The 25,652-nt window shown below is 72.5% G+C and carries 18 protein-coding genes and 1 pseudogene; 7 read left to right on the top strand and 12 right to left on the bottom strand.

Translation table 11 applies throughout. From position 1 onward, the window contains the following. Positions 1-3: 3 nt before the first annotated feature. From Phou_RS39150 to Phou_RS39130, 5 genes are all read right to left on the bottom strand, one after another. Positions 4-1,794 (bottom strand): right-handed parallel beta-helix repeat-containing protein, encoded by a 1,791-nt coding sequence (locus Phou_RS39150; protein WP_173067105.1) that lies wholly within the window; start codon positions 1,792-1,794, stop codon positions 4-6. Next, positions 1,791-3,005: a glycosyltransferase gene (locus tag Phou_RS39145; RefSeq protein ID WP_173067101.1), complete on the bottom strand. Its 1,215-nt coding sequence runs from the start codon at positions 3,003-3,005 to the stop codon at positions 1,791-1,793. The genes Phou_RS39150 and Phou_RS39145 overlap by 4 nt, the downstream gene beginning before the upstream one ends. A gap of 9 nt (positions 3,006-3,014) precedes the next feature. Continuing rightward, entirely contained in the window at positions 3,015-3,926 is a 912-nt protein-coding gene (locus tag Phou_RS39140; RefSeq protein WP_173067097.1) for a UDP-glucose/GDP-mannose dehydrogenase family protein, read from the bottom strand. Between the two features lie 257 nt (positions 3,927-4,183). After that, on the bottom strand, positions 4,184-6,553 hold the full coding sequence (locus Phou_RS39135; protein ID WP_173067094.1) for a hypothetical protein: 2,370 nt from the start codon (positions 6,551-6,553) through the stop codon (positions 4,184-4,186). A gap of 97 nt (positions 6,554-6,650) precedes the next feature. Then, positions 6,651-7,382 carry an SDR family oxidoreductase gene (locus Phou_RS39130; protein ID WP_173067092.1) on the bottom strand — a complete coding sequence of 244 codons (732 nt, stop codon included), beginning with the start codon at positions 7,380-7,382 and terminating at the stop codon, positions 6,651-6,653. 113 nt (positions 7,383-7,495) lie between these two features. Here Phou_RS39130 and Phou_RS39125 point away from each other — a divergent pair, with 113 nt between their 5' ends. Beyond that, positions 7,496-8,335, top strand: a complete 840-nt coding sequence (locus Phou_RS39125; RefSeq protein WP_173067089.1) for a LysR family transcriptional regulator — start codon at positions 7,496-7,498, stop codon at positions 8,333-8,335. A gap of 386 nt (positions 8,336-8,721) precedes the next feature. Here the strand turns inward: Phou_RS39125 and Phou_RS39120 are convergent, their stop codons facing one another. Further along, the gene (locus Phou_RS39120) at positions 8,722-10,554 is read right to left on the bottom strand and encodes a DUF6461 domain-containing protein (RefSeq protein ID WP_173067086.1); all 1,833 of its coding nucleotides are present in this window, start codon (positions 10,552-10,554) and stop codon (positions 8,722-8,724) included. Between the two features lie 93 nt (positions 10,555-10,647). On the opposite strand from Phou_RS39120, the gene Phou_RS39115 reads away from it, so the two are divergent. Together Phou_RS39115 and Phou_RS39110 are read left to right on the top strand one after the other, a co-directional pair. Continuing rightward, on the top strand, positions 10,648-12,873 hold the full coding sequence (locus tag Phou_RS39115; RefSeq protein WP_173067083.1) for an ATP-binding protein: 2,226 nt from the start codon (positions 10,648-10,650) through the stop codon (positions 12,871-12,873). Between the two features lie 23 nt (positions 12,874-12,896). Further along, positions 12,897-13,352, top strand: coding sequence for a DUF5990 family protein (locus Phou_RS39110; protein WP_173067080.1), 456 nt, complete (start codon positions 12,897-12,899; stop codon positions 13,350-13,352). 243 nt (positions 13,353-13,595) lie between these two features. Here Phou_RS39110 and Phou_RS39105 read toward each other — a convergent pair whose 3' ends face one another. From Phou_RS39105 to Phou_RS53795, 3 genes are all read right to left on the bottom strand, one after another. Next, entirely contained in the window at positions 13,596-14,687 is a 1,092-nt protein-coding gene (locus Phou_RS39105) for a sugar phosphate isomerase/epimerase family protein (protein WP_173067077.1), read from the bottom strand. Positions 14,688-14,780: 93 nt separating this feature from the next. After that, a complete protein-coding gene (locus tag Phou_RS39100) occupies positions 14,781-18,104 on the bottom strand; it encodes a ThuA domain-containing protein (RefSeq protein WP_173067074.1) in 3,324 nt (1,107 codons plus the stop codon). 420 nt (positions 18,105-18,524) lie between these two features. Continuing rightward, positions 18,525-19,097, bottom strand: coding sequence for a hypothetical protein (locus Phou_RS53795; RefSeq protein ID WP_246274232.1), 573 nt, complete (start codon positions 19,095-19,097; stop codon positions 18,525-18,527). A 215-nt stretch (positions 19,098-19,312) separates the two neighbouring features. Between Phou_RS53795 and qcrB the strand changes: the two genes are divergently transcribed. The 3 genes and pseudogenes from qcrB (at position 19,313) to Phou_RS39080 (ending at position 22,687) form a co-directional block, all read left to right on the top strand. Then, on the top strand, positions 19,313-20,932 hold the full coding sequence (gene qcrB / locus Phou_RS39090; protein WP_173067071.1) for a cytochrome bc1 complex cytochrome b subunit: 1,620 nt from the start codon (positions 19,313-19,315) through the stop codon (positions 20,930-20,932). A gap of 182 nt (positions 20,933-21,114) precedes the next feature. After that, a complete protein-coding gene (locus tag Phou_RS39085) occupies positions 21,115-21,462 on the top strand; it encodes a YciI family protein (protein WP_173067068.1) in 348 nt (115 codons plus the stop codon). Beyond that, positions 21,459-22,687: pseudogene (locus Phou_RS39080) on the top strand (RNA polymerase sigma factor). The gene Phou_RS39085 and the pseudogene Phou_RS39080 overlap by 4 nt, the downstream one beginning before the upstream one ends. Before the next feature lie 10 nt (positions 22,688-22,697). Here Phou_RS39080 and Phou_RS39075 read toward each other — a convergent pair. Genes Phou_RS39075 through Phou_RS39065 form a run of 3 tightly spaced genes read right to left on the bottom strand, consistent with a single transcriptional unit; the run spans position 22,698 to position 24,777 of the window. Further along, a complete protein-coding gene (locus tag Phou_RS39075) occupies positions 22,698-23,204 on the bottom strand; it encodes an SLATT domain-containing protein (protein WP_173067065.1) in 507 nt (168 codons plus the stop codon). Then, positions 23,201-23,965, bottom strand: a complete 765-nt coding sequence (locus Phou_RS39070) for a glycerophosphodiester phosphodiesterase family protein (protein WP_173067062.1) — start codon at positions 23,963-23,965, stop codon at positions 23,201-23,203. Before Phou_RS39070 ends, Phou_RS39075 begins: the two co-directional genes overlap by 4 nt. Positions 23,966-23,979: 14 nt before the next feature. Then, positions 23,980-24,777, bottom strand: a complete 798-nt coding sequence (locus Phou_RS39065; RefSeq protein WP_218579488.1) for an NAD-dependent epimerase/dehydratase family protein — start codon at positions 24,775-24,777, stop codon at positions 23,980-23,982. 71 nt (positions 24,778-24,848) lie between these two features. Here Phou_RS39065 and Phou_RS39060 point away from each other — a divergent pair, with 71 nt between their 5' ends. Next, on the top strand, positions 24,849-25,634 hold the full coding sequence (locus Phou_RS39060) for an AAC(3) family N-acetyltransferase (protein ID WP_173067059.1): 786 nt from the start codon (positions 24,849-24,851) through the stop codon (positions 25,632-25,634). Positions 25,635-25,652 lie beyond the last annotated feature (18 nt).

Below are 25,652 nucleotides of genomic sequence, written 5' to 3'. Positions count from 1 at the left end.
CGGTCAGGCGGTGTTGGCGACGTGGTCGGGTGCGGTGACGGTGCGTTCCTCGCGGCGTTCGCGCAGCCGGCGCAGCACCTCGAGGGTGATCGCGGCGGCCACGACGAGCAGGCCGAGCAGGGCGATCCAGCGCACCGGCATCGCGGGCAGCTCGGTGGTGCCGGTCAGCCGCACCGGCCCGCGCGCGCCGGTGGGCGCCTCGACGCTGGTGTCCTCCAGCACGACGGCGGACAGGGCGTGTGCGCGTACCCCGACCGCGGCGCCGTCGAGCCGGCCGCGGGTGAAGGTGACGCTCGCGCCGGGCCCGGCGTAGAGCGCCTGGTCGGTGGCGGACACGCTGGTCAGGCGTACCGTGGCGATGCCCTTGAGGTGCATGCCCAGCGCCGCGCCGTCGACGTCGCTGTCCACGATGGACATTCCTTCGGCGGCGGATCGCAGCCCCTGCCCGCCGCGCTGGACGATGCGCAGGCGCTCGGCGGTGACGGTGCGGGAGCCGGTGTTGGCCTGCACGGCGGTGCGGCTGCCGTCGAGGCGTACCCCGGTGAGCGTGACGGCGGTGGCGTGACCGCCGATCCGGATGCCCGTGCCGGCGCCGGTGATCGTGGTGTCGGCGATCGCGGTGCCTTCGCCGTCGGTCGAGATGGCCAGCGCACCGCCGCGGAACGCACTGGACTCGACCCGCGCGCCGGTCACCGTGGGCGGCACCCGCAGGCCGGTCGCGACGGGGCCGGACTCGACGGTCATCCCGCGCAGGCGTACGCCGGCGGCGGCCACCATCACGCCTACCCGCTCGGCGTCGCGCACCGTGCCGGCGCTGACCGTGCTGCCGCCGGATCCGCGCTTGACCAGGATGCCGGTACGGTCGCCGCTGGCCTCGACGCGGTCGACGACGCACCCGGGGCAGCGGTCCAGGACGATCCCGGAGCCGCGGTTGTCCACGGTGCGCAGCGGGCCGACCGGTACCCCGCCGAGCCGGGACAGCTCGACGCCGGTGCCGTTGTGCGCGCTGGCGACGCGGGTCAGCACCGGTGCCCGCAGCGGCCCGCGCAGGACCAGCCCGGTGCCGGCGTTGTCGCTGGCCGCCACGTCGGTGAGGGACAGCGCGCCGGCCTGGTTGACCAGGATGCCGGCCTCGGTGTTGCCGGCCGCCCGGACGCGGGTGAGGCTGACCCGGGCCGCGCGGTACACGTCGATGCCGCGGCTGCCCGCCCGGAAGGTGCTGTCGACGGCCTTGAGCACGCCGCCGGCGCCGACGGTCACGCCGTGGTTGCGGGTGCCCGCCGCGCCGAGCCCTTCGAAGGTGCTCGACACGATGGACACTGTGGACCGGTTGAGGTAGCGCAGGTACGGGCGGTGCTTCGACTCCGGCGCCGGGCGGTCGCCGGCCGCGGGCGCGGAGGTCACCGTGACACCCCGGAAGTACACGCGGGCGCGGGTGCCGGTCAGGTACGCCGGCGAGGTGGCCGAGTCGACGAGGCGCAGCGTGCGGGCCGGTGCCCGGACGTAGAGCTCGGTGCCGGGACGCTGGGTGAGGCCGGCGCGCAGGCTCACCTCGCCGTGCGGGGACAGCGCGACCCAGGACGGGTCGCGGACCGCGTGGACGAGCGCGGCGATCGTGACGGCGCCGCGGGGCAGCGACACGGTGCGGTGTACGGCGCCGTCCCGCACGAGCTGGGCCTGTCCCGGGCGCACGACGATCACGCGGCCGCGGTCCGGTGCCGCCGCCGCGGCGGGCGGTGGGAACAGCGCCGTCACGGCCCCCACCGCGGCCGTGACGAACAGTGCCGCCCTCACGCGCTCTCCAGCGCGGGCTCGCCGGTGCGGACCACGGCGCCGTCCACGACGGCCACCTGGCGGGTCAGCCACCGCTGCCGGCGGATCGTGACCAGCGCGATGATCCGGATCACCGCCATGCCGAACGACAGCAGCACGAACGGTGGGATCAGGAAGAACGAGGACGGGCGGCGGCGCAGGTGCGGGAGCATCTTGACCGCCCGGCTGGCCCACCACCAGGCGGCGAGCAGGCCGACGAAGAACCAGTCCTGGCGGGCGATCGCGAGCGCCATGAAGACCGGCGAGGCGAGCAGCGTGAAGCAGCCGATCGCCTTGTCCAGCATGGTGTACGTCAGGAACGGGTACTGCCACGCCCACCGGTCGATGAACAGCGCGCGGATGTCCGAACGCCACGTGTTGCGGGACCAGCGCAGCCGCTGGCGGAAGAAGGTGCGCGGGTTGCCCGGAAACGTGGACCAGACCCGCGCGGTGCGCTGCAGGACGGTGCGGTGCCCGCGCTTGAGGATCTGCGAGGTCAGGCACTTGTCGTCGCCGGACATGCACGGTACGCCGAGAAACTGCTCGGCCATGAAGTCGGCGGAGACTTCCAGCAGCAGCTCGCGCCGGTACACGGCGGTGCGGCCGGACAGGCAGGAGATCGCCCGGCCCATCACGGTCTGCGCCGCGTTCTCGTCGAAGTAGCGGTAGTCCAGGTACATGTCGTTGACCCGTTGCAGGAAGCCGACCGGGTTGTAGACGTTCTGCCGCGTGCTGACCCCGCCGACGGCCGGGTCGGCGAACGGCATCTGCACCCGCGGCGCCACGTCGTGCGCCCAGATCGTGTCGGAGTCGACGAGCGCGACCAGCGGGGTCGTGGCCGCCTCCCAGCCCAGCCGCAGCGCGTCCCGCTTGCCGGGCACGTCGGTGACGACCACCCGCACCGGGTAACGGTCGGCGATGGCGCGGCAGGTGTGGTCGCTGGCGTCGATCACCAGGATGACCTCGGCCACGTCGTTGCGCAGCCACGACTCGATGGCGTACCCGAGGATCCGCGGGTCCTCCTGGTAGACCGGCACGACGACGGTCAGCGGCTCGCGGTGGTCGTTGTGGACGGGACGGTAGAAGGCGGCCGGCACGCGGCGGACCAGCCAGCCGATCCAGCGCAGCAGGCCGATGGTCGCGATCGGCAGGTAGTACAGCCAGTCGCTGAGGAAACGTACGTCCGAGCGCATCCGGCGGCCCTAGCGCGCCACGCTCGAGTCCGACTCGGCCTGCAGTGTGGCCAACTCCCGCTCGACGAGGTCGACAAGCCGCTCGTTCACGTCGACGACCGCGGAAAGCAGCGGCATCTCGATGTCGAGCTGTTCGGCGAAGCCGAGGAAGCCGTTGGTGTCCTTGGGCAGGCACACGCCGCCGTAGGGCGAGCCGCCGCGGATGCCGTACTGCGGGTTGTAGGACGCCTCGGCCGAGCGGGCGACGGTCGTGGCGACCTCGTCGTGGTCGACGCCGATCGTCCGGCACACCTGCCACATCTCGTTCCAGAAGCTGATCTTCGTGGCGTTGAAGATGTTGTGCGCGCACTTGATCATTTCGGCGGTGGTGGGCTGGTCGAACACCCGCAGCTCGCCGCCGAACGGGGCCAGCAGCGCCGACAGCCGCTCCCGCACCCGCTTGTTGCGCGCGCCGATCACGGTCATCCACGGCCAGCGGAAGTCCTCGACCGCCGAGGCCGCGCGCAGGAACTCCGGGTTGCTGGCCAGGCAGAAACCTGTGCCCTCCGCCTTGCCGGAGGCCTGCTCCAGCAGCGGCCGGACGAGTTCCTCGGTGGTGCGTGGCGGCACGGTGGAGCGCACCACGACGGTGTGCACCGCGCCGGCCTCGGCGAGCGCGGCACCCACGTCCCGCACGCCGCGCTCGAACGCCGAGAGGTCGTAGCGCCGGCCCGAGTGCGGCGTCGGGAGGGTCAGGAAGATGAACGCCTCCGGCTCGCCACGCAGGTCCAGCCCGATCCGCGCGTCGAGGCCCTCGGCCCGCAGCGCCGCCACCCGCTCCGGGAGGACGTCGACCAGCGTGACCTCGTGCCCGCGCTCGGCGAAGCCCTGACCGGTCGCCTTGCCCACGACGCCGGCACCCACGACGAAGACCCGTTCCATCAAAATCCGCCCCCATGGAATGAAAAGGTCAAACCTCCATAAACCCTATGGAGGGTACGAAGCATCAGCGGATTGCCACGCCTGCGATTCGCCTTTTTATCTACGTCACATTCGTGGGCGACGGCGTCGGCGTCGGCTCAGCGCCCGGTGTGGGGCTCGGCGGTGCCTCGGGCTCGCTGGGTGACGGGCTCGGCGAGGGCGGGGCGGGGCGGTCGCGCCCAGCACGAGGCGGCCCGGCCCGGTGAGCCGGAAGGTGGTCAGCTCGCCGTCGGTCTCCCCACCACGCCGGCGCCGTCGAACGTCGCGGTGGCATAGGTCCCGGCCACCCTCAGCGTGTACTCCTGCGTGGAGCCGGCCGCCACGTCCACCACCGGCAGGCGGGCGGCCAGGTCGGCGGTGAGCGAGAGACGCGCGCTCGCCTCCACATAGGACTTTCCACCGTGTGCGAGCCGGGTGCCGTCGACGAGCTGCCAGGCCGTGAGCGCCGGCCCCGCCTGCCGGGTCCAGGCGAGGCGGCCGTCGGTGGACAGGCTCCCCGCCGTCCGCTCGGTGTTCTCCAGCTGCTTGAGGACCGTGTCGGTGTGCCCGTCGTAGGCGACGCTCGCGGCCAGCGTGCCCGGTCCACTCTGGTCGGTGAAGACCGGCGCGGCCGCCGAGGCCGGCCGCGGCACGGCCACGCTCAGGAACTGCGCGGCGGCGGCGCGCTGGCGGCCGTGTACGAAGGTGGTCTGCTCGGTGTCCGGCGCGGCCTTCTTCGCGCCGAACAGGTTGCTCCAGCCGCTGCCGGTCGACTCGGCGCCGCCGCTGGGCAGCGTGAAGGCGTAGAGCTTCGCGCTGTCGCCGAAGACGTTGTCCGGCGTGGTCCAGACCGCGAGGGGCCCCTGCCGCTCGAACGTCCCGCGCGCCCGCAGGTAGCTGTCCCACTGCTGCTCCTGCGGCGAGTGCAGGCTGTCCGCCACGACCACGTAGTCGTGTGCCGCGAAGAGCACGCCGCGCCGCCACGACCTGGTGCCCGGCTCGCCCGGCACGCTCTGGTCGTAGTAGGCGAGCTTCTCGCTGTAGTCGGCGGCGGCGCCGTTGAGGTTGACCGGGTTGGCGAACACGTCGCGCACCCCGGCGCCGTCCATCGTCACCACGTTGTGCCGGTCCGGCGGGGTCCACGCCGAGCGCTCGGAAAACCGCTTCGGCCCGTACCCGCTGTCGTTGAGCAGCACGGTGTTCTCGGCGTTCAGCAGCACCTGCATGACGTCGCAGTGGTCGTGGTTGTTGGACTGCGGCGCGCCGTAGAACATGACCCAGCGGGTGGTGCGGTCGCCGTACCGCCAGTCGCTGCGCATGACCGTGGTGTTGCCGCCCCGGTCGTAGAAGTCGAACCCGTCCGCGTCCGGCGCCGTCTCGGCGATGTCCTGGTCGATGTGGATGATCTCGTCCGGCCACACGTACGCCTGGTTGGAGGCGCCGGTCCAGCTCTCCGGGTAGCGGGTGGCCGCCCAGTCCTGGGCGAAGAAGCGCCACTGCAGCACGTTGCCCAGCGCGGCGGTGCGGCTCAGCTTCGTGTCGGCGGACAGGTACGGTCCGGCGACCACCGCGGTCCACGCGGTCTTGACCCACGAGTCCTCGATGTTCATCAGCCAGCCCTGCGGGCCGCTGTCGCGCACCATCCACTCGAAGACCGGCCGCATGGGCGCGAACGCGTCGACGCCGGCGATGTTGCGGACCGCGTAGAGGAACGGCACGACCTGGAAGATCTGGTACGTCCAGTAGTACGCGTAGCCGTCGAGGTAGACGCCGTCGCGGGTGAACATGTACCGGTACACCGTGTTGACCTGCTCGACGGCCAGCGCCAGCCAGTCCCGTGCGGCCGGGTCGGCGGCGAAGACGAGCGACCACAGGCCGAGCGCGAGGGCCGCCTTTGAGCGGTGGTTGTGCGGGCGGGGGTTGCTGCCCTCCGGCTGTTCGCCGTTGATCCAGTCGGCCAGCCACTGCGCGCCGCGCTTGATCGCCGCGCGCGCCGGGCGCAGCTCGTCCGCGGCGCCGTCGCCGGCCACGTAGTCGTACGCCTGGGTGTAGTTGGTCAGCTGCGCGGCGATGTACGCGTCGTCGGAGTCGAAGCCGCGGAACGCCGACTCCATCGCCGACAGGGCCTGCTCGCGGTAGCTGGGGTTGCCGGTGACCGCGTACGCGAAGGCGTTTGCCTTGGCCCGGCGCGAGGCGGCGTCGTCGGCGCTGTCGCCGTCGAAGTCCCCGCTCGTCACGTCGGCGAGGATCCGCTGCCAGTTGCGCGCGTACAGCCGGTGCGGGTCGGCCGCTCCCCCGGTGGCCCGCTCGCGGATGCGGGGCAGGTCGGCCTCGGTGAAGTCGAGGCGCGGATGGCGCTCCCGTTCCGGCAGCGGCACGTCCGGCAGGGTGATCCCGCGGTCCGGGTAGGACGGCAGCTCGGTGTCGGAGTCTCCGCAGGTCAGCAGCGCGCCGGTGGCCGGCGCACCGGTAGCCGGTGCGCCGGCCTTCCCGCCGGAGGAGAGGATCGCGACGTCGGGCGTGTGGTTGGCCGCGACGACGGCGACGACCAGCAGCGCCGCGCCGATCCCGAACAGCGCGAGGCTGGTACGCCGCTTCAGCAGCTTCACGGGTCCCGTCCCATAATGTCGACTCACCCCAAATGTCTGCTTCGGACAAGCTAGCAGCGTTTCGGGCATTCGGGGCGAGCCACGCCGGGAGGTACCCCTACCAGGGCACCACGCCGTCGTCCTCGAAGAACGAGCCGCTGGGCCCGCCCGCGGGCAGCGTGGCGAGGCGGATCGCGATCGCGGCGCCCTGCTCGGGGGTACGGATCCCGCGGAAGCCGTTGAGGTCGGTCGCCACGTAGCCCGGGCAGGCCGCGTTGATCAGGATGTCCGTGTCCCGCAGCGCCTTGGCGTACTGGATCGTGACCGCGTTCAGCATCGCCTTCGACGGCGTGTACGCCACCGACAGCGGCCCCGTGCGCAGCACGTCGTCGGTGCTGCTCTGCCGGGTGAGGGAGCCGACGCTGCTGGACATGTTCACGATCCGGGGCGAGGCCGAGCGGCGCAGCAGGGGCAGCATCGCGTTGGTGACCCGGATGACGCCGATCACGTTGGTCTCCACCGCCGTACGCACGGTCGCCACGTCCACCGTCGTCGGCTCCTGCGGCACGCCGCCGGTCACGCCGGCGTTGTTGACCAGCACGTCGAGGCGGCCCGCGCGCTCCTCGACCAGCGCGGCCGCGGCGGCCACGCTCGCGTCGTCGGTCACGTCCAGCGGTACCCCGAACGCGTCGACGCCGTCCGCGCGCAGCTTCTCCACCGCGGCGTCCCGGCGGCCGCCGTCCCGAGCCCCCACCCCGACGCTCCAGCCGAGCGCGCCCAGGCCGGCCGCGATCTCGTACCCGATCCCCTTGTTCGCGCCGGTGACCAGCGCAATCGTCCGTTCGCTCATGCATCGATCCTGTCGACGCGCGGGCGACCCCTCCAACACCATCTGGGTGGCCGGCGATACTCCAGGGGTATCGATCCGGGCCGGATAGGCCGCGGCGCCGGTACCGTGGCGACATGGAGACGCGGGAGCTGCGCTACTTCGTCGCGGTCGCCGAGGAGCTGCACTTCGGGCGCGCCGCGCGGCGGCTCGGCATCGCGCAGCCGCCGCTGTCCCGGGCAATCCGGCAGCTGGAACGGCGGCTCGGCGTCGCCCTGCTGGAACGCACCAGCCGCGCCGTCAGCCTCACCGACGCCGGCGCGGTCCTGCTCCGCGAGGGCCAGGCCGCACTCGACGCGGTCGACGCCGCCGAACGCCGCACCCGCCGCACCGCATCCGGCCGCCCCGGCCTGGTGCTGGTGACCAAGGCCGGCGCCGCCAACGAGCTTGTCGCCAAGCTCCTGGACGCGTACGCCGCCGAACCCCACGCGGTCGCCGTCGACGTGCTGCTGTGCGGGATCGGCGAGCAGGAGGGCCTGCTGCGCGACGGCCGGGCCGACGTGGCGCTGCTGCACCACCCGTTCGACTCGACGACCGGGTTCGACATCGAGGAGCTGTCCACCGAGGGCCAGATCGCCGTCCTGCCCGCCGGGCACCCGCTCACCACCCGCACCCACCTTCGGATGGCCGACATCAGCGCCCTGCCCGACCTGCCCCTGCCCCGCTGGCCCTGCCGCGACGGCACATACCCGGACGGCCCCGGTCCGCAAATCCGCGACCACGTCCAGCTCTTCCAGCTGGTGGCGCTCGGCCGCACGGTCGCGGTCCTGCCCGAGTCGTCCCGCTCCCACCTGCGCAACGACGTCACCGCCGTACCGGTCCTCGACGCCCCGCCCGTGACGACCGTGATCGCCTGGCCGCCGCACAGCCGCTCCCTCGCCCTGGCCGGCTTGGTCCAAGCCGCCACCCGCCTCTAGCCCGCCGGCCGGCTGGAAGTGGAGCCCGCCCACCGCGGAGGGCGAGGCCGCGGAGCGACGGTCCGGACCGTCGCTCCCGCGGTCGCGGTCTGTGACTGCCGATCAGTGCATGCCGGGTGAGCTTCGAAATCTTGGTGAGTTAGCGCGTTATTCCGTCGCTAACTTGCCAAGATCTGCTGGTGCGGGCTCCTGGGTTGAGCCGGGCGACCGCGGAGAGTGAGCCGGCAACCGCGGGCACAGCACCGGCCGGTGGCTGGGTCCCACCCGGTCCAGCCCGCGCGCAGCCGGCGGCCGACGCAGGCCAGCAGGCTCGGGTCGTGGGTGCGCAGTTGGGTGGCGGCGGCCGCGAAGTGCGGCCGCCAGCCGGACGGTGCGTCTTCCATGCGTCAGGCCTGCGGGGCGATCCGGAAGCCGGTGCCCGCGGCCTCGATGCGGGCCACGTCGTCGGCGGTGACCGCGTGGCCGGTGAACCGCTGCACCGCCACCAGCCCTTTGGCGTTGCGGTCGCGGACGTCCTCGAAGTCGAGGCCGGTGAGGGCGGCGGCGACGGTGGGCGGCAGGTCGCCGGTGGCGGGCGGCTCGAACGCGGCGAGCAGCCGGCCGCCCTCGGCGAACGACAGGCGGCGGTCGGCGTTCACGCTCCAGTACAGGCTGGCCGCCCGGCCGTGCGCGGACGCCCGGACCAGCACGCTCTCGGACGCGCCCTGAAAGCCGTTGTACTCCACCGCGACCACGGCGTCACCGGCGTCCAGCGCCGCCACCCACGGATCGATCGATCCCCGTGCGGCCAGGTCGAGGGCGATCTCGCGCATCGGCTCGGGCCGGGCCGGATTGGCGCCGAACGCCTCGAGGACCTGCTCGACCCGCGCACCGGTGACCACCGTGATCGTCGCGGCGTCGGCGAGCGTGCCGCGCCGCAGCCACCGGTACGCCGCCTCGGGCCGCGGTGCCCTGGCCGGCTCCGGCTCGCCGCGCAGGCGGTGGCCGAGCAGGTCGGTGCGCAGGTGGACGACCTGCGGGGCGGGCGGGGCGGCCCACACGAGCAGCTCGTAGATCTCCTCCGCCTCGTCCGGGTCGTCGCGGCCCCGGGCGTGCACGCGCAGCCGGTAGTCGCCGGGCCACGGCGGTGTCATCAGCCGCAGCTGAGGGTCGCCGCCACCGTCCGGGCCGACCACCGAGGCGCTGCCCCGGGACGCGCGCCAGCTGACCTCCACCACCTCGTCCCAGCCGCTCGTGTCCACCAGCTCGGGCGGCTCGGCGAGCACCCGGGCGATGACCCGGACGGTGCCGTGGCCGGCGCCGGTGCGGACCAGCACGCCACCGTCCACAACGGACAGCAGGCCGTTGCCGTCGAAGTCGCCGCCGGCGGGCACCTCGCCTTCGGTCAGCGCGAACCGGTGGCCGGACACCGGCACCGTACCGCTGGTGTGCCGGGGCAGCAGGTACTCGGCGCGGACCTTGTCCAGCAGCGCCGCCTCGTACGCGGCCGGCATCGGTGCGGCGCGCAGCAGCATCGCCGCCGCGCCGACGGCGAGCCCCACCACGGCGGCCGGCCGGTCGACGAGGTCGGGTAAGGGCGCCTGGCCCACGACCGCGGCAGCGGTGGCCACCGCCAGCGCCAGGTGTGCCGCGCCGTGCCCGGCGGCCACCGAGGTTTCGTCGCCCGGCCCGACCGCCAGCAGCCGCCGGACCTGGTCGTGGGTGACGAGCCGCCCGCACAGCGAACCGACAAGGTCGGCCACGCCGGGGCACAGCTGCTCCACCATGCCGGCCGCTGTGACGGCCTCGCTTTGCACGGTGGTGTGCACGAACGCGTACCGGCCGGTGTGGACGGTGCCGAGGTAGGCCGCCAGGTCGGGCACATCGGCCAGCCGCAGGCCGGGCACCGCCAGCTCCAGCGCGCCCAGCAGCCGCTCCACCACCAGCGGCGACAGCTCGCCCAGCGCGGCGAGCAGCGGTGACTCGGTGCCGCCCGGCGGCATCGGGCGTACCCGAACCGGTCCGGCCGCCATCTGCGCCCCGCGCGGTGCCATCCGGGCCCGGAACGCGGCCACCGCCGCCGACCGCCCGACAAGCGGGTGCGGGCCGGGCTCGTCGGCGGCGCCGAGCCGCCCCAGCGCGGCGGCCGGGGCCGGCGGCACCCGCGCGGCGACCGCCGGAAGCACCGCACCCACCGCGACGGCGAGCCGCGCGACGTCGGCGCCGGAAACGTCCACCATCGAGCCCTCCCCCAAGGCATCGGCCACGGGCAAGCATACGGACGGGTCGGCTCGCCGACTCTCCCGTGTGGACGGATCGGCCATCATGTTCGTATGCCGGTGCGCGCGGGGAACGGACTGTCCTCATGGCGTGTCCGCATCGGCTGGGGCCTGCTGAGCTGGGCCGTGTTGATCGTCTGCGTCGCGCTGCCGGTGTGGGCGGTGACGTCGGGCGACCTCAACGAGGCCGCCGGCTGGGCAAACGTGCTCGCGTTGCCGATCACCGGCCTCGGCCTCGTCCTGGTCTTCGCCGACCAGCGGCGGGCGGGCGCGGCTCCGGCGGGGGCGGCGGCGGCCGTACCGCGGCAGCTGCCGCTGGACGTGGACGGGTTCACCGGCCGCGACGCCGAGCTGGCCGCGCTGGACGCGGTCGCCGGGACGCGTGCGCGGGGCCGCGGTGCGGGCGTACCCCTCGTGGTGCTCTGCGGCACCGCCGGCGTCGGCAAGTCCGCGCTGGCCGTGCACTGGGCGCACCGGGTCGCGGACCGGTTTCCGGACGGCCACCTCTTCGTCAACCTGCGCGGCTTCGACCCCTCCGGCGCGGCGCTGGAGCCCGGTGAGGCGCTGCGCGGGTTCCTCGACGCGCTCGCGGTGCCGCCGGAGCGCATCCCGGTGGGGCTTGACGCGCAGGCCGCCCTGTACCGCAGCCTGCTCGCCGACCGGCGGATGCTGGTGCTGCTCGACAACGCCCGCAGCGTCGAGCAGGTCCGCCCGCTGCTGCCCGGCACCGCCCGCTGCCTGGTGGTGGTGACCAGCCGCAGCCAGATGGGCGGATTGGCGGCCGCGGGCGCGCACCCGGTGACGGTCGACCTGCTCACCGAGGGCGACGCGCGGCGGCTGCTGGCCCTCCGGTGCGGTACCGGGCGCGCCGCCGCCGAACCCGAAGCCCTCCAGGCGCTGGTCGACCTCTGCGCCCGCCTCCCGCTGGCCCTCGCCGTCGTCGCGGCACGTGCCGCGACGCACCCCGCCTTCCCGCTGGCGGAGCTGGCGGCCGAGCTGTCCGGGCTGCCGCACCGGCTGGACGCGTTCTCCGGCGGCGACCCGACGACCGACCTGCGCGCGCTGTTCGACTGGTCCAGCCGCACGCTCAGCCCACCGGCCGAGCGGCTCTTCCGGAGCCTGGGCCTGCACCCGGGCCCGGAGATCTCGGCCGCCGCCGCGGCCAGCCTCGCCGCGATCCCCCGGCGGGAGGCCCGGTCCGCGCTGGCCGAGCTGACCCGCGCCCACCTGCTCGTCGAGCACCGCCCCGGCCGGTACGGCTTTCACGACCTGCTCCGCTCCTACGCCGCCGAGCGGGCCCGCGACGTCGAACGGGCCGCCGTCACCCGCCGCATGCTCGACCACTACCTGCACTCCGCACACGCGGCGGCGCGCCTGCTCAACCCGGTACGCGTCCCCATCGCGCTCGACCCGCCGTGCGCGGGCGTGGCACCGGAGTCGCCGGAGGGGCACCGGCGGGCGCTGGAGTGGTTCGCCGCCGAGCATCCGGTCCTGCTCGCGCTGGTGCAGCAGGCGCTGGCGGGCGGCCTCGACGCGTACACGTGGCGGCTCGCGTGGACAATGTGGACGTTCCTGGAGTGGCAGGGCCACTGGCACGACCTCGCCGCGACCCAGTCCGCCGCGCTGCGGGCCGCGGACCGCCTGGCCGACCCGGCCACACAGGCGTGGGCGCACCGCCTGCTCGGCCGGGCCTACACCCACCTGCGCCGGTACGACGACGCGGCGGGCCAGCTCGCACAGGCCCTCGCCGGCTACGAGGCCGGGCGGGACACGGCCGGGCAGGCGCACACCCACGTGTACCTCGCCCAGCTCGCCGGCCAGCGCGAGGACCACGACACGGCGATCGTGCACGCGTCGCGGGCCCTGGCGCTGTTTCCGGAGGCCGAGGACGACAGCGGCAAGGCCGACGCGCTGAACGTGCTGGGCACCTCACACGCCCGGCTCGGCCAGTACGACGAGGCACTGGCCGCCTGCCAGCGCGCGCTGACGGTCTTTCAGCGCCTCGACAACCGGTACGGCGAGGCGTACACGTGGGAGGGCCTCGGCTACGCCCACCACCGCCGCGGCGGGCACGACGAGGCGCTGTCCTGTTACGGGCACGCGCTGCGGCTGTTTCAGGAGCTGGGCGACCGGCACCGCGAGGCGATCGTGCTGGCCCGCCTCGGCGACACCCACCACGCCACCGGGGAGCACGCCGCCGCCGGGCAGGCGTGGGAGGCGGCGGCGGCCCTGCTGCGCGACATCGACCCGGCCGAGGCCGCGAGGCTGCGCGAACGGTGAAGCGCGTCTTCTAGAGTGCGGGTGTGCGCATCCGGATCGAGGGCCACGACCTGCCGGGCCGAGGCGGCGGGGCCGAGGCGTCGACGCTGCGGCGCGGCAACGTGCACGTGGGCGTACAGCGCAAGGCGGAGGTCGTCGACCGCTTCCCCGTCGACGCGGAGACGGTGACGTGGGAGTTCGAGGTCGCCAGCCGCGAGGTCGACGATCTGCTGGACGTCGGCGGGCCGTACGTGCACGGCCGCCCCGGTGCGCGATTCCTCTACCTGTGCTGGGGCGCGGTCAGCGGTGACGAGTTCGCCATGTTCAGGCGGATCAAGCTCATATTCGGCGACGTGCCGACCCAGGTGCTCCGTGCGGCGCACGACGGCGCCGGGACGCTCGTCGGCCGGCTCGGGTTGGCCGACGGCAAGGGCGAGCCGCGGGCCGCGCGGGTGCGTCCGCCCGACATCGTGTGGACGGTTTCTGACGACGTCCTCTGACGGATGTCGCCGTCGCAGCTGTGCGGCGGCGGGTTCGGGCGGCACCGTAGTGGCACGTCGGCACCCGCGTGGGGGTTCATGTCCCTGGATCGACACAGACCGATGCCCAGCCAGGACTACGGCTATCGGGCATCATCACGCTGACGAACTCATCGGCACCGTACCCGGCTCGCGGCGGCCGGCGAAAAGAGCCGGTGCGGGCCCCACGTCGACGGAGCCCGCACCAGCGGTGGCGGATCGGGGTCAGCCGCGCAGGCTGGCCATGTTCTCGTAGCTGACCGCGGCCGCGCCCAGGGAGCCGCCGCCGGTGTAGGACGGCGCGTTGTCCTGCTCGTACATCGGGTTGTGGTAGCCCTTCGCGCCCATGTTCGCGAAGAACGTGCCGTAGTCGATGTTGCCGGTGCCGAGCGGGACCATCACGTACCCCGACCCCACGCCGGGCGCGTCGGCGGTGCGCGCGCCGTCCTTGGCGTGGAAGAGCGGGAAGCGGATCGGCTGGGCCTGTACGAGCGCGAGCGGGTCGAAGGTGTCCGGCGTCGCCACGCCGTCCGGGTTGGTGTAGCTGATGAACCGGTGCTGGGCCACGTGCGCCCAGTAGATGTCCATCTCCAGGAAGACGTAGTCGGGGTTGGTCTGGGTCAGGAAGTACTCCAGCTTGCGGACGCCGGAGGACCGGGTGGGGCGGCCGAGCGGGTCGAGCGGTCCGCTGTCGAGCAGGAAGTTGTACGCCGCGTCGTGGTTGTGCGTGTACAGCTTGAGCCCGAACTTGGTCATCGCCCGCTCGCCGAGGATGTTCCACCGCTCCGCGGCGGCGTCCCAGTCGGCCTTGAAGTTGCTGTTGGTCGGGTCGCTGCCGGTGCCGATGTGCCCGAGGCCGAGGATCGCCGCGAGCTCGCAGGCCAGGTCGAACTGGCCGAGCGTGGTGTCGTTGAGCGTCGACGGGATGGAGGCGTGGTTGCCCTCGGCCTCCAGCCCGTTGTCGTCCAGCCACCCGCGCAGCAGCGCCGCGCCGGCCGGGTTGCCGAGGCTCGCGCCGCCCTCGGAGTTGGCGTGCTGGTTGTACCCGGCGAACTCGATCTGCTTGTAGCCGAGGCGGGCCAGCTCCTCCAGCACCCGGCGGAAGCCGGAGGGCTGCGGGGTGGTCAGCGGGTCGCGGCTGATCGCGTCGCGGACGGTGTACAGGATGATGCCCCGCTTGCCGGGCGGCACCAGCACCCCGTTGGCGGCCGAGGCCGCGCCCGGCCAGCCGGCGATGCCCAGCGCCGCGGCGCCGGCGGCCGCGCCGGCCGTGGCACCGAGGAACCGGCGCCGGCTCAACCCGTGGTTGTCGTTCATGTCGCACTGCCTTCCATCGATGGGTGACTGCTGTGTGGTCGAAGGAGTGGGGCGCCCCCAATTCCCGGTTGGGGGCGCCCCGGGGAGTGGTGCCTAGGGGGCGACGCCGATGCCCGCGCCGGTGAACTGGACCCAGTTGAGGTTGCCGAACCCGCTCGTCGGGCCGCCGCTCACGGGCTGGAACACCAGGTAGAGCTTGTGCGTGCCGCCCGGATCGGTGATCGGGACGGTGGTGCTGGTGAAGGCGTTGTTGCCGGTGGTCGCGTTGACCGTCGCGGTGGCGAGGAGCGGACCGTCCACCGCGTCGAGCCGCAGCTGTACGGCGAACCGGGGCTGCCCGGCCGTGGCCGCGCTGCCGCCCGAGGTGCGCAGGGTCACCGCGGTCATGTTCTGGAAGTTGACCGTGTTGTTGACGGCGATCCAGTCGCCCGGGTCGAGGCTGCCGCGCTGCTGCCCGCCGCCGGTGTCGGCGGAGTTGCCGACCGTCGTGCCGGACTGCGAGGCGGCGAACTCGACCTGCTGTAGCTTGTCCTGTATCACCTGCTGGTCCACTGTGGTCAGTGCCGGCTGGCCGTTAGCGCCGTTGTCGGTGTACCGGGCGCTGATCGCGCCGAAGATGTACCCGCCATGCGACGCGTCGTCGGCGAGCGTCGGCAGGACGCCGGAGCAGCCGAACTGGTTGGCCTCGCCGTGCCCGTGCTCGTCGTGGCCGAGCACGAACGTGACCTCGACCCGCGAGCAGTCGATCGGACCGTCCTCGGGGTCGGTGACGGCCACCGACCACGGGATGTTGTCGCCCCAGCTGAAGAACCCACCCTCGATCGGCAGGTTCACCGTCACCGACGGCGCGGTGTTGCCCACCGTGATCGTGGTGTTGGCCGACGCCGTCTTGCCGCTGGAGTCGGTCACGGTCAGCCGCGCCGTGTAAACGCCGTTGGTGGTGTACGTGTACGACGGGTTGGGGTCGATCGAGTCGGTGGTGCCGTCGCCGTTGAAGTCCCACGCGAAGGAGATCGAGTCGGCCGGGTCGGGGTCGTTCGAGCCGTCGCTGGAGAACGCCACGGTCAGCGGCGCCAGCCCGTTGGTCGGCGTGGCCTTGAGTACCGCGTTCGGCGCGCGCAGGCCCTTGACGTAGCTGAACTTCAGCATCGCGGCGTCGGGGTTGACGTTGAAGAACCCGTCGCCGTACGTGAGCAGGTAGAAGTTGCCGTCCGGGCCCCACTTCATGTCCATGGGGTTGTCGCACAGGAACGGCTGTGCCGGCGTGGTGGGCGCCTGCCCGCAGTTCAACAAGTTGTTGATCTTCAGGATGTCGCCCTGCGCGTCGAGCCGGATCTCCTTGAGCGTGTCCCGCGTGAACTCGCCGAAGAAGATCGCCCCGTCGTAGTACTCCGGGAACTTGGTCTCCGAGGCGAGGTCCGGGTCGTAGTCGTACTTCGCCGCGCCGTGCGGACCCACGCCGCCGGTGCCGAGCTCCGGCCAAAGCACGGGGCAGGTCTGGGTCGGCGTCGACAGGTACGACTCCGGGCAGGGCGTCGGCGCCTGGAACGAGTACCACAGCTCCGACTTCTTGACCGCCGGAAGCGCGGTGAGGCCGGTGTTGTGGCGAGAGGTGTTGCGCGGCGCCGCGCAGTCGAAGGGCGCGACCGGCGAGATGGGGCTGGTGGTCCAGTTCATCTCGATGTACGGCAGGTTCGGCTGCACGCACAGCGGCCAGCCGTAGTTCGCCGGCGCGTCCACGACCATCATCCGGCCGGTGCCGGCCGGCCCGCGCCCGACCTGCGGCGTGGAGGAGTCCGGCGAGTAGTCGGTGATGAACGCGACGTCGTTCTTGTCCACGGTGATCCGGAACGGGTTGCGGAAGCCCATCGCGTAGATCTCGGGGCGGGTCTTGTCACCCGGGTCCGCGGACTCGGGGAAGAGGTTGCCGGCCGGGACCGTGTACGAGCCGTCCGGCTGCACGGAGATCCGCAGGATCTTGCCGCGCAGGTCGTTGGTGTTGGCGGAGGAGCGGCGGGCGTCCGCGAACGGCGCCTGGTACACGCCGGCCGCGCTGACCGAGTCGTTGTGCGGCGAGAACCCGCCGGAGCCGCCGGAGCCGGCCGGCGTGTCGTCGCCGGTGACCAGCCACAGGTTGTTGTGCGAGTCGAACGCGATGTCGCCGGCCACGTGGCAGCAGGCGCCCCGGTCCACCGGTACCCGCATGATCTGCTGCTCGGAGGCCACGTCGAGCGACGGCGTCGGCCCGTCGACGAACTTGAAGCGGGACAGCTGGAAGTACCCCTTCCACACGTCCCAGGTCGCCGGGTTGGTGCTCGTGGTGGGCGCGGCGCCGGCGGGGGTGTCCAGCGGCGGCGCGTAGTACAGGTACACCCACTTGTTGGTGGCGAAGTCCCGGTCCACGGCCGGCCCGTACATGCCGTCCTCGCTGTGCGTGTAGACCGGGATCTGGGCCAGCACGGTGGTGCTGTTGGTGGCCGGGTTGTGCAGGCGCACCCCGCCGCGGCGGTCGGTCTGGATGACCCGGCCGTCGGGCAGCACGTCGAAGCCGATCGGCTCGTTGACGTTCGGCTGCGCGCCGACGACCGTCATCTGGTAGTTGGCCAGCACGGTCGCGCCGCAGTCGCCGTCGGTCACGCCGGCCGCCCAGCGGATCGCGCCGCCGAGGTGCGCGGAGAGGTCGCCGGTGCCGAAGCTGGCAGCGGTGCCGCCCAGCCCGGTGTAGAACGAGCGGCCACCCTGGTAGTCCTTGCACCAGGTGATGGGGTGGTCGGCGCCCATCGTGCCGCCGGTGTACGTGTTCTCGTCCACTGTGGCCAGTACGTGCGAGACGCCCCGCACGTTGGCCGCGAAGTTGTACCACCGGTCGGTGCGGTTCCACCGCTCCGGCAGCGTCTCCGAGGCCGGGTGCACGCGGTCGGCGACCTTGACGGTGGCCGGCGTGACGGCGGAGGCGCCGTTGGCCCGCGCGCCGAGCACGTTCGTGAGGAACGACCAGCCGGGCTCCGCCTCGATCGCGGAGTGGATGCCGACGAAGCCGCCGCCATCGCGGTAATACTCCTCGAACGCGGCCTGCTGGGCGTCGGTCAGCACGTCGCCGGCGGTGTTCAGGAAGACCACCACGCGGTACTGCTGGAGGTGCGCCCGGTCGAACTTGCGGGGGTCGTCGGTGACCTGCACGGCGAAGCGCTGGGCGTTGCCGAGCTTCAGGATGGCGGCCACGCCGGCCGCGGTGGACGGGGGCGGGGCGCCCTCGCTCTTGGTGAAGACCAGCACCTTGAACTGGTTGCCGGTGCTCACCGGCGCCGGCTCGGCCTGAGCCGGGCTACTGGAGGCGCCGCCGACCAGGGTGGCGGCGGCTAGCGCGAGGGCACCGGCGGCAGCCGAGACCCTGCGTCTGGGGGAGGTCGTGCGCATCGGGCTCCTTCACGGGCCCGGACCGGCCGGGCCCGCCTTCGGGGCAGCTGGAGCCGTCCGGTCGCGCTGGTGCGCGTCGGCGAGCTGCGAGTACGGCGAATGGGTCAGGACGCGCGCGCCGCGTGGCGGCGCGGGACGTCGGACACGCGGCCTCGCCGAAGATGCCGCCGGAGGGGGTGGGTTATGTCGCGGAAGGGGTGCCACACCCTCGCGCTGCCGAGCCTGGGGGGCGGTGCCAACGGAGCCCCTCGGCGTTCTTGTGTCTAGGAAGCTACCGCACCGTTTCTCAAAACTAAATACCCGTTCGCCTGAACTTTTGCTTGGGGTATGCAGTCTTTCAATTCATCGAGCAAAAGCTTTATTTATGAACGTGTGGGCGTGCTGCTCTCCGCTGGATAAGCGTCCGAAGGCGCGAACGCGTTACACCCCCGCCGAGAAGATCGTGCGCAGCTTGTCGGGGGCGGACCGGCGGCTGTCGCTGAGGTAGATCTCGTGATGCCGCCCCACCATGCGGGCCTCGTCGTCGATGGAACCGACGTGCGGGGTCTGCACGCACCGCCCTTCGGAGAGCGCCTCCAGGCCGACGGCGTCAAGGCGCGCCGGCTGGCCCTTGGCGGCGGCCCGCGCCACGGCGTCGGCGAACAGGTCGGGCTCTTCCTGAAGTCGACCTTGTCCGTCACCGCTCACCCCGGCGCGCGCCCGGGGCCCCGCACCGCGGTGTGGCGGCCGTGAAGGTCGTGGGCGGGTTGTGTGTGGAGTGTCGCGCGCGGGGTGGCGGCACCTACCGTCCCGGGTCTGCGGACTGTGCATGTGCTCGTCGTCGGCGCCGGTCCGGCCGGCCTGCACACCGCGCGCCTGCTGGCCGGGCGCGACTGGGCTATGTGCGTTCTTCGCCGCGTTCTTCGCCGCCGCCGTCGTGCGCTGCTGCTGGCGCGGCGATCCGCCGCAGCTCGCCTGGTGGAGGTAGCGCTGGGCGACCCGGAGACTGGCCACCCTCCTTCCTCGACAACTACTACATGCCGTAGTAATGTAGATCGAAGACAGTCGAGTGTCGATGGGCCATTGCCGATCGGCGGCGGGTGGCGGCGAATCCGATCGAGAGGGCCGCCGTCCGTCTGGACCATGAGCGGCGAACTGGAAGACGTATTCCTGGAGCCAACAATGTTGGGTAGCACGCGAGCCGACAGCACCAAGCTGGTGTCCCAGCCATGAAGCGCCGGAAGGTGGACGTCGCGGCAGTCCCGGCCAAGGTGGCCGGTGGTCTGGACGAGAGGTTCCAGGCGGCCACACCGCTGCGCAACATCCTCAACAAGGTCTTTCCTGACCACTGGTCGTTCCTGCTGGGCGAGATCGCGCTGTTCTCGTTCATCGTCCTGCTGCTGACCGGTACGTTCCTGACGTTCTTCTACGACCCCTCGCTGAGCACGACCACCTACGACGGCAGCTACGCGCCGCTGCGGGGCGTGCACATGTCACAGGCGTACGCGTCGAGCCTCAACCTCTCCTTCGACGTGCGCGGCGGCCTGATCATGCGGCAGATGCACCACTGGGCGGCGCTGACATTCATGTCGGCGATCGTGGTGCACATGTTCCGGATCTTCTTCACCGGCGCGTTCCGCAAGCCCCGTGAGACAAACTGGATCATCGGCTCGCTGCTGTTCTGGGTCGGCTTCCTGGCCGGCTTCACCGGCTACTCCCTCCCCGACGACGCGCTCTCCGGCACCGGCCTGCGGATCGCCTCAGCGATCATGCTGTCGATCCCGGTCATCGGCTCCTGGGTAACCACGTCGATCTTCGACGGCGAGTTCCCCGGCACCGTCATCATGGGCCGCTTCTACATCGCCCACGTGCTACTCATCCCGGGCGCGCTACTCGCGCTGATCAGCGTCCACCTCGGCCTGGTCTTCAAACAGAAGCACACCCAGTGGCCCGGCCCCGGCCGCACCGAGCACAACGTGGTCGGCGAACGCTTCGTGCCGCGATACACCATCAAGCAGGGCGGCTTCTTCATGATCGTCTTCGGCGTCATCGCGCTGATGGGCGGTCTGTTCCAGATCAACCCGATCTGGCTCTTCGGCCCATACGAGGCCCAGGTGGTCTCGTCCGCGAGCCAGCCGGACTGGTACGTGATGTTCCTGGATGGAGCAATCCGTCTGTTCCCGGCGTGGGAGATACGTTTCGACCTGTGGGGCTGGGGCGACGGCTATACCATCCCGTCGATGTTCTGGCCCGCGGTGGTGCTCTTTGGCATCTTGACGATGCTGCCGCTCGCCTATCCGTTCATCGAGGCCAGGCTGACCAAAGACCACCGGGCGCACAACCTGCTGCAGCGCCCGCGTGACGTGCCCGCCCGCACCGCGCTCGGCGCGATGGCGATCGCGTTCTGGCTCGTCCTGACGCTGTCCGGCGGCAACGACGTGATCGCCGACAAGTTCCACATCAGCCTCAACGCGATGACCTGGGCCGGCCGCATCGGCCTGCTGATCGCGCCACCACTGGCCTACTACATCACCTACCGGATCTGCCTTGGCCTGCAACAGCACGACCGCGAGGTCCTCGCACACGGCGTCGAGACCGGCATCATCCGCCGGCTGCCGGACGGACGCTTCATCGAGGTACACCAACCGCTCGCGCCAGTCGACGAGCACGGCCACGGCAGCCTGGACTACGCGGGCTGGGTGGTGCCGAAGAAGATGAACCGGCTCGGCGCGCTCGGCCCCGCGATCCGCGGCTTCTTCTTCCCGATCGAAAAGCCCGCCGAAGCCCCGGTCTCGCCCGGCCACCCACCGGTCACCGCACGCCCGGACCGCGCCGAGATCACCAAGTGAGGGCACGCACGCGGCAAGAGGCTGCGGCCTTTCAGCGCCGGCGACGAGGGCGGTTCTTATCGTGACAACCATTGGGGCGTGCGAGGGCTGAAAGCCGCGGTGGTGGGGATGTCCAGAATGAGGGCGGCGGCTCCGACCAACGGGCGCGCGCCCGCCCGGGCGCCGGGAGCCAGGGAGACGCGATGAAGTACATGATCATGATGTTCGGTGGGCTCGGGGCGTCGCTGGAGGGGCGTTCGCCGGAATGGGTCAAGGGCCTGCACGAGCTGATGGTGGCGATGGACACCGAGCTGAAGGAGGCCGGTGAGGTCGTCGCCTCGCACAAGCTGATGGATCCCAGCCGCGCCACCACCGTCCGCTTCGCCAACGGGGTGCCGGCGCCGACCGACGGGCCGTTCGCGGAGATCAAGGAGTCGCTGGCCGGGTATTGGATCGTCGAGGCGACCGAGGAGCGGGCGCTGCAGATCGCGTCACGGGTGGTGGCCTACACCGAGTACCCGATGGAGGTCCGACGGATCATGGAAGGGTGACCGGCGGGCCCGGTGTCGAGGATCTGCTGCGTGAGCTCGCGCCGCGGGTTCTCGGCACGCTCGCGCGCCGGCACGGCCAGTTCGACGCGTGCGAGGACGCCGTGCAGGAGGCGCTGCTCGCCGCCGCCCGACAGTGGCCGGCCGAGGGCCTGCCCGACCGGCCGCGCGCCTGGCTGCTGACCGTCGCCAGCCGCGCCCTGGTCGACGGTTGGCGCACGGACAGCGCTCGCCGCGACCGGGAACTGGCCGTCGCCACCGACCCCGCGCTTCGGCCGCCCGCGCACGCCGAAGCCGATGACACGCTCACGCTGCTCTTTCTCTGCTGCCACCCCGCCCTGTCGCCGCCCTCCCAGCTCGCGCTCACCCTTCGCGCGGTCGGCGGTCTGAGCACCGCCCAGATCGCGGCCGCCTTCCTGGTGCCGGAAGCGACGATGGCCAAGCGGATCACCCGCGCGAAGCGACAGATTCAGGAAGCCGGCGCCCGGTTCACACCGCCGCCCGACCCGCAGCGCGGCGCCCGCCTGGCCGTCGTGCTGCACGTGCTGTACCTGATGTTCAACGAGGGATACACGGCCAGCGCCGGCCCCGGCCTGTACCGCCCCGACCTCACCGCTGAGGCCATCTGGCTCACGCGACTGCTGCACCGCCTCCTGCCCGGCGACGGTGAGGTGGCTGGACTGCTCGCCCTGATGCTGCTCACCGACGCCCGCCGGGCCGCCCGCACCGACGCCGACGGCGCCCTGGTGCCCCTCGACGAACAGGACCGCTCCCGGTGGGACGCGGCCGCCATCCGGGAGGGAGTCGGCCTGCTCACCGCCGTCCTCGGGGCGGGCCGGTCGGGCCGTACCAACTGCAGGCCGCGATCGCCGCCGTGCACGACGAGGCACCCACCGCCGCGCAGACCGACTGGCCGCAGATCCTCGCCCTCTACGACGTGCTCGCCCACGTATCGCCCGGCCCGCTCGTCACCCTCAGCCGCGCGGTCGCGGTCGCGATGGTCCACGGGCCGCGCGCCGGGCTGGCCGTGGCCGGCACCCTCGACGCCGACGAGCGGATGGCACACACCCACCGGCTCGAGGCCGTCCGCGGCCACCTGCTGGAACGCGCGGGCGAACCCGCCGCCGCCCGGGCCGCCTACCTGGAGGCGGCGCGGATCACCGCCAGCGAGCCGGAGCGGCGGTACCTCACCCTGCGCGCCGCCGCCCTCCGCACACCTGAGCGGTGACACGGCATTGCTAGACCGCCTGGGGTGGGAAGCTGAGGGAGCCGAAGTAGCGTTCGGACTCGTCGCCGCGGATCTTGTCGGCGCGTTCGATCAGGGCCCTTGTGGCCTCGTAGGCCAGGCGCTCGCGTTCGGCCGGGTCGGGTTCGGACTCGGCGCGGCGGAAGTCGACCTGCCAGAGGTTGTGCGCGTGGGTGAGGTCGAAATGGGTGCGCCGCAGCACCGCCCACACCTCGTCCCAGCGGTAGAACGTGCGCAGGGCGGTGATGGCGGCGATGACCACGCCGGCGATCGCGACCACCAGGTCCTTGCGCGGGTAGCTGAAGGCGGCCAGCAGCGGCAGCCCGGAGCTGACCAGGATGATGAGGATGCCGCTGGTGCGGAAGATCCGGCGGTGCCAGTTCGCCCGCCAGTGGTACTTCTCCTGCAGCTGCTTGACGCAGTCGTGAGCCAGCTTGCGGTAGTCGTCGAGCGTGCCCGCCGGCACGGGTTGCGACGGTATCGACGTCGTGCTGGTCATGGTGTGGGCTCCTCCGGGCGGGGGGCGGCCTGGGGCCGGAAACCTGAGAAGATGATGTTGTCGGCGAGTGTGGCGGCGCGTGCCTCGTCGGCGGCGGAGGTGACCGGCCAGGCGATCACCGGGCGGCCGCGCCGGCGCCACCACGACGCGGCGCGGGACGGGAGCCCGGCCAGCTCGTAGGCGATGAAGTCGGGGCGGGACAGCACGTTGGCGACCATGCTCCGCCCGAGCAGCCGGCTTACTGCCGGCGCCGACCTGAGCAGGCCCGAGATCTGTCCGACGGGGACTTCGACGTCGGCGCGGCGCAGGTCGAGGACGAGCAGCGGGTCGAAGGAGGCGATGGCGTAGGGGCCGCGGTACGCGCGCATCGCGGTCAGGACGGCGCGCACGAGGCTCTTGTCGAACGCGGGCCGCGGCCGCTTCAGCTCGACCAGCAGCGGTACCCGCCCGGCGACGCAGGCGAGCACCTGGTCCAGCGTCGGGATGTGCTCGTCGGTGCCGGGCAGGGAAAGGCTGCGGCGCAGCGGCGCGGTCAGCTGGGCGGTGTGCAGCGGCTCGCCGGCGAGGGCGCGCAGCTCGTAGTCGTGTACGACCACCAGCTCACCGTCCTCGGTCAGCTGGACGTCGAGCTCGCACGGGTAGCCGGCGACGGCCGCGGCCTCGAAGGCGGGCAGCGAGTTTTCCGGGATGCCCCGTGCTTGGTCGTAGAGCCCGCGGTGCGCGATCGGCACCTCGGTCAGCCATTGATCCAAAGCTCGCATCCGCAGATTGTCCCTCAGGCGTGGTCGCCGTCGTGACGCCAGCCCAGGACGCGTGCGGCCTTGGCGCTGTCGAACAGGGCGGTGTGGCCGGGCAGCGGGTGGCGCAGCGGCACGTCCGGGTAGTAGGTGCGGCACAGCTGCTCGGTCGGGGTGTCCACGATGGTGCGCGGCGAGACGATGTAGAAGACCTCGTGGCCGGCGAAGTCGGCGGTCAGGGCGAGCAGGCAGGCCCGCGCGACGGCGGGAAACAGCACGTAGCCCCACAGGTCGCGGATGGCGAAGCCGTCCTGGTCGGGGTCGTCCGCCGGGTAGCCGGCGGGGCGGTCGGCGCGTACCCAGTGCAGGCGCAGGCTGGCGATGGACATCCGCTCGTAGCGGCGGGCGATGCTGTCGGCCTGGGCCTCGGCGATCCACTTGGAGAGGCTGTAGGGGTCCTCGTTGTAGGTCGGGTGGTCCTCGTCGATCGGGAAGTAGTCGAAGCGCGGGCGCCGGGAGAAGCCGCCGCCGAGGGCGTTGACGCTGGAGGCGAGGCACACCCGGTCGATGCCCAGCTCGGCGGCGGCATGCAGCGCGTTGTAGCTGGCGACCACGTTGTTGCGGTGTACCTCGTGTGCGGGGGCGACCTGCGGGCCGGGCAGCGCGGCCAGGTGCACGAGCGCGTCGCAGCCGTCGATCGCGGTGGCCACCTCGTCGTACACGGTGGCGTCGACCTCCGGCCGGTCTATCGCGACCACCTCGTGGCCGGTGGACCGTGCCAGGTCCACTACCGCCCGCCCCACCCGGCCGGCCGCGCCGGTCACCGCGATCCTCAACCCTTGTCCCCCGCCTCTCGCGCCGCTATGGCTCAAGAGTGAACCGGTAAGGTCGCCTCATCACCGCCGACATGCCGTACACGCGTGAAGGGCTCGCCGAGGAACTGGCGGCGCTCGGGGTGCGGCGCGGGTCGGTGCTGCTGGTGCACTCGTCGTTGTCGGCGCTCGGCTTCGTCGCGGGCGGGCCCGTCGCGGTGGTGTGGGCGCTGCTCGACGCGCTCGGGCCGGACGGGACGCTGGTGGTGCCGACGCACACGCCGGACAACACCGATCCGGCCGGCTGGCAGCATCCGCCGGTACCCGAATCGTGGTGGCCGGTGATCCGGGAGCGCACGCCCCCGTTCGACCCGGCGGTGACGCCCAGCCGGTGGATGGGTGTGGTCGCCGAGACGGTCCGCACCTGGCCGGGCGCGCGGCGCAGCGACCACCCGCAGGTCTCGTTCGCCGCGGTCGGCGCGGCCGCCGGCGCGGTCGTGGCGGGCCACCGGCTCGACGACATGCTGGGCGAGGCCTCGCCGCTGGGCGCCGTCCACCGCCTGGACGGTGACGTGCTGCTGCTCGGGGTGGGACATGGCCGCAACACGTCGCTGCACCTGGCCGAGTACCGGTTGCCGGATCCGCCGCGGCGGTGGGAGGGGTCGTCGGTGCGCGCGGGCGACGGCCAGATGTGGGCCCGCTGGGAGGATGTCGCCACCGACGAGGGTGACTTCGGGGAGCTGGGTGCCGCGTTCGACGCCACGGGTGTGACGCGGACCGGGACGGTGGGTGGCGCCGAGTGCCGGCTGATGCCGCTGCGGGCGCTGGTCGAGTTCGCGGTGGGCTGGCTGGCCGCCCGCCGCGTGCCCCCGCGAGCGTAAACAGGGTGCACGAGCAGC

This window comes from Phytohabitans houttuyneae, assembly GCF_011764425.1.
GTDB lineage: Bacteria > Actinomycetota > Actinomycetes > Mycobacteriales > Micromonosporaceae > Phytohabitans > Phytohabitans houttuyneae.
The sequence above is the reverse complement of the archived record's forward strand: the minus strand, read 5'-3'. Positions and strand labels throughout refer to the sequence as shown.

Excerpts from the sequence above, each read along its gene's own strand:
- Phou_RS39145 (WP_173067101.1), bottom strand. The coding sequence starts at position 3,005 with ATGCGCTCGGACGTACGTTTCCTCAGCGACTGGCTGTACTACCTGCCG.
- Phou_RS39140 (WP_173067097.1), bottom strand. The coding sequence starts at position 3,926 with ATGGAACGGGTCTTCGTCGTGGGTGCCGGCGTCGTGGGCAAGGCGACC.
- Phou_RS39130 (WP_173067092.1), bottom strand. The coding sequence starts at position 7,382 with ATGAGCGAACGGACGATTGCGCTGGTCACCGGCGCGAACAAGGGGATC.
- Phou_RS39125 (WP_173067089.1), top strand. The coding sequence starts at position 7,496 with ATGGAGACGCGGGAGCTGCGCTACTTCGTCGCGGTCGCCGAGGAGCTG.
- Phou_RS39120 (WP_173067086.1), bottom strand. The coding sequence starts at position 10,554 with ATGGTGGACGTTTCCGGCGCCGACGTCGCGCGGCTCGCCGTCGCGGTG.
- Phou_RS39115 (WP_173067083.1), top strand. The coding sequence starts at position 10,648 with ATGCCGGTGCGCGCGGGGAACGGACTGTCCTCATGGCGTGTCCGCATC.
- Phou_RS39105 (WP_173067077.1), bottom strand. The coding sequence starts at position 14,687 with ATGAACGACAACCACGGGTTGAGCCGGCGCCGGTTCCTCGGTGCCACG.
- Phou_RS39100 (WP_173067074.1), bottom strand. The coding sequence starts at position 18,104 with ATGCGCACGACCTCCCCCAGACGCAGGGTCTCGGCTGCCGCCGGTGCC.
- qcrB (WP_173067071.1), top strand. The coding sequence starts at position 19,313 with ATGAAGCGCCGGAAGGTGGACGTCGCGGCAGTCCCGGCCAAGGTGGCC.
- Phou_RS39085 (WP_173067068.1), top strand. The coding sequence starts at position 21,115 with ATGAAGTACATGATCATGATGTTCGGTGGGCTCGGGGCGTCGCTGGAG.
- Phou_RS39075 (WP_173067065.1), bottom strand. The coding sequence starts at position 23,204 with ATGACCAGCACGACGTCGATACCGTCGCAACCCGTGCCGGCGGGCACG.
- Phou_RS39070 (WP_173067062.1), bottom strand. The coding sequence starts at position 23,965 with ATGCGAGCTTTGGATCAATGGCTGACCGAGGTGCCGATCGCGCACCGC.
- Phou_RS39060 (WP_173067059.1), top strand. The coding sequence starts at position 24,849 with ATGCCGTACACGCGTGAAGGGCTCGCCGAGGAACTGGCGGCGCTCGGG.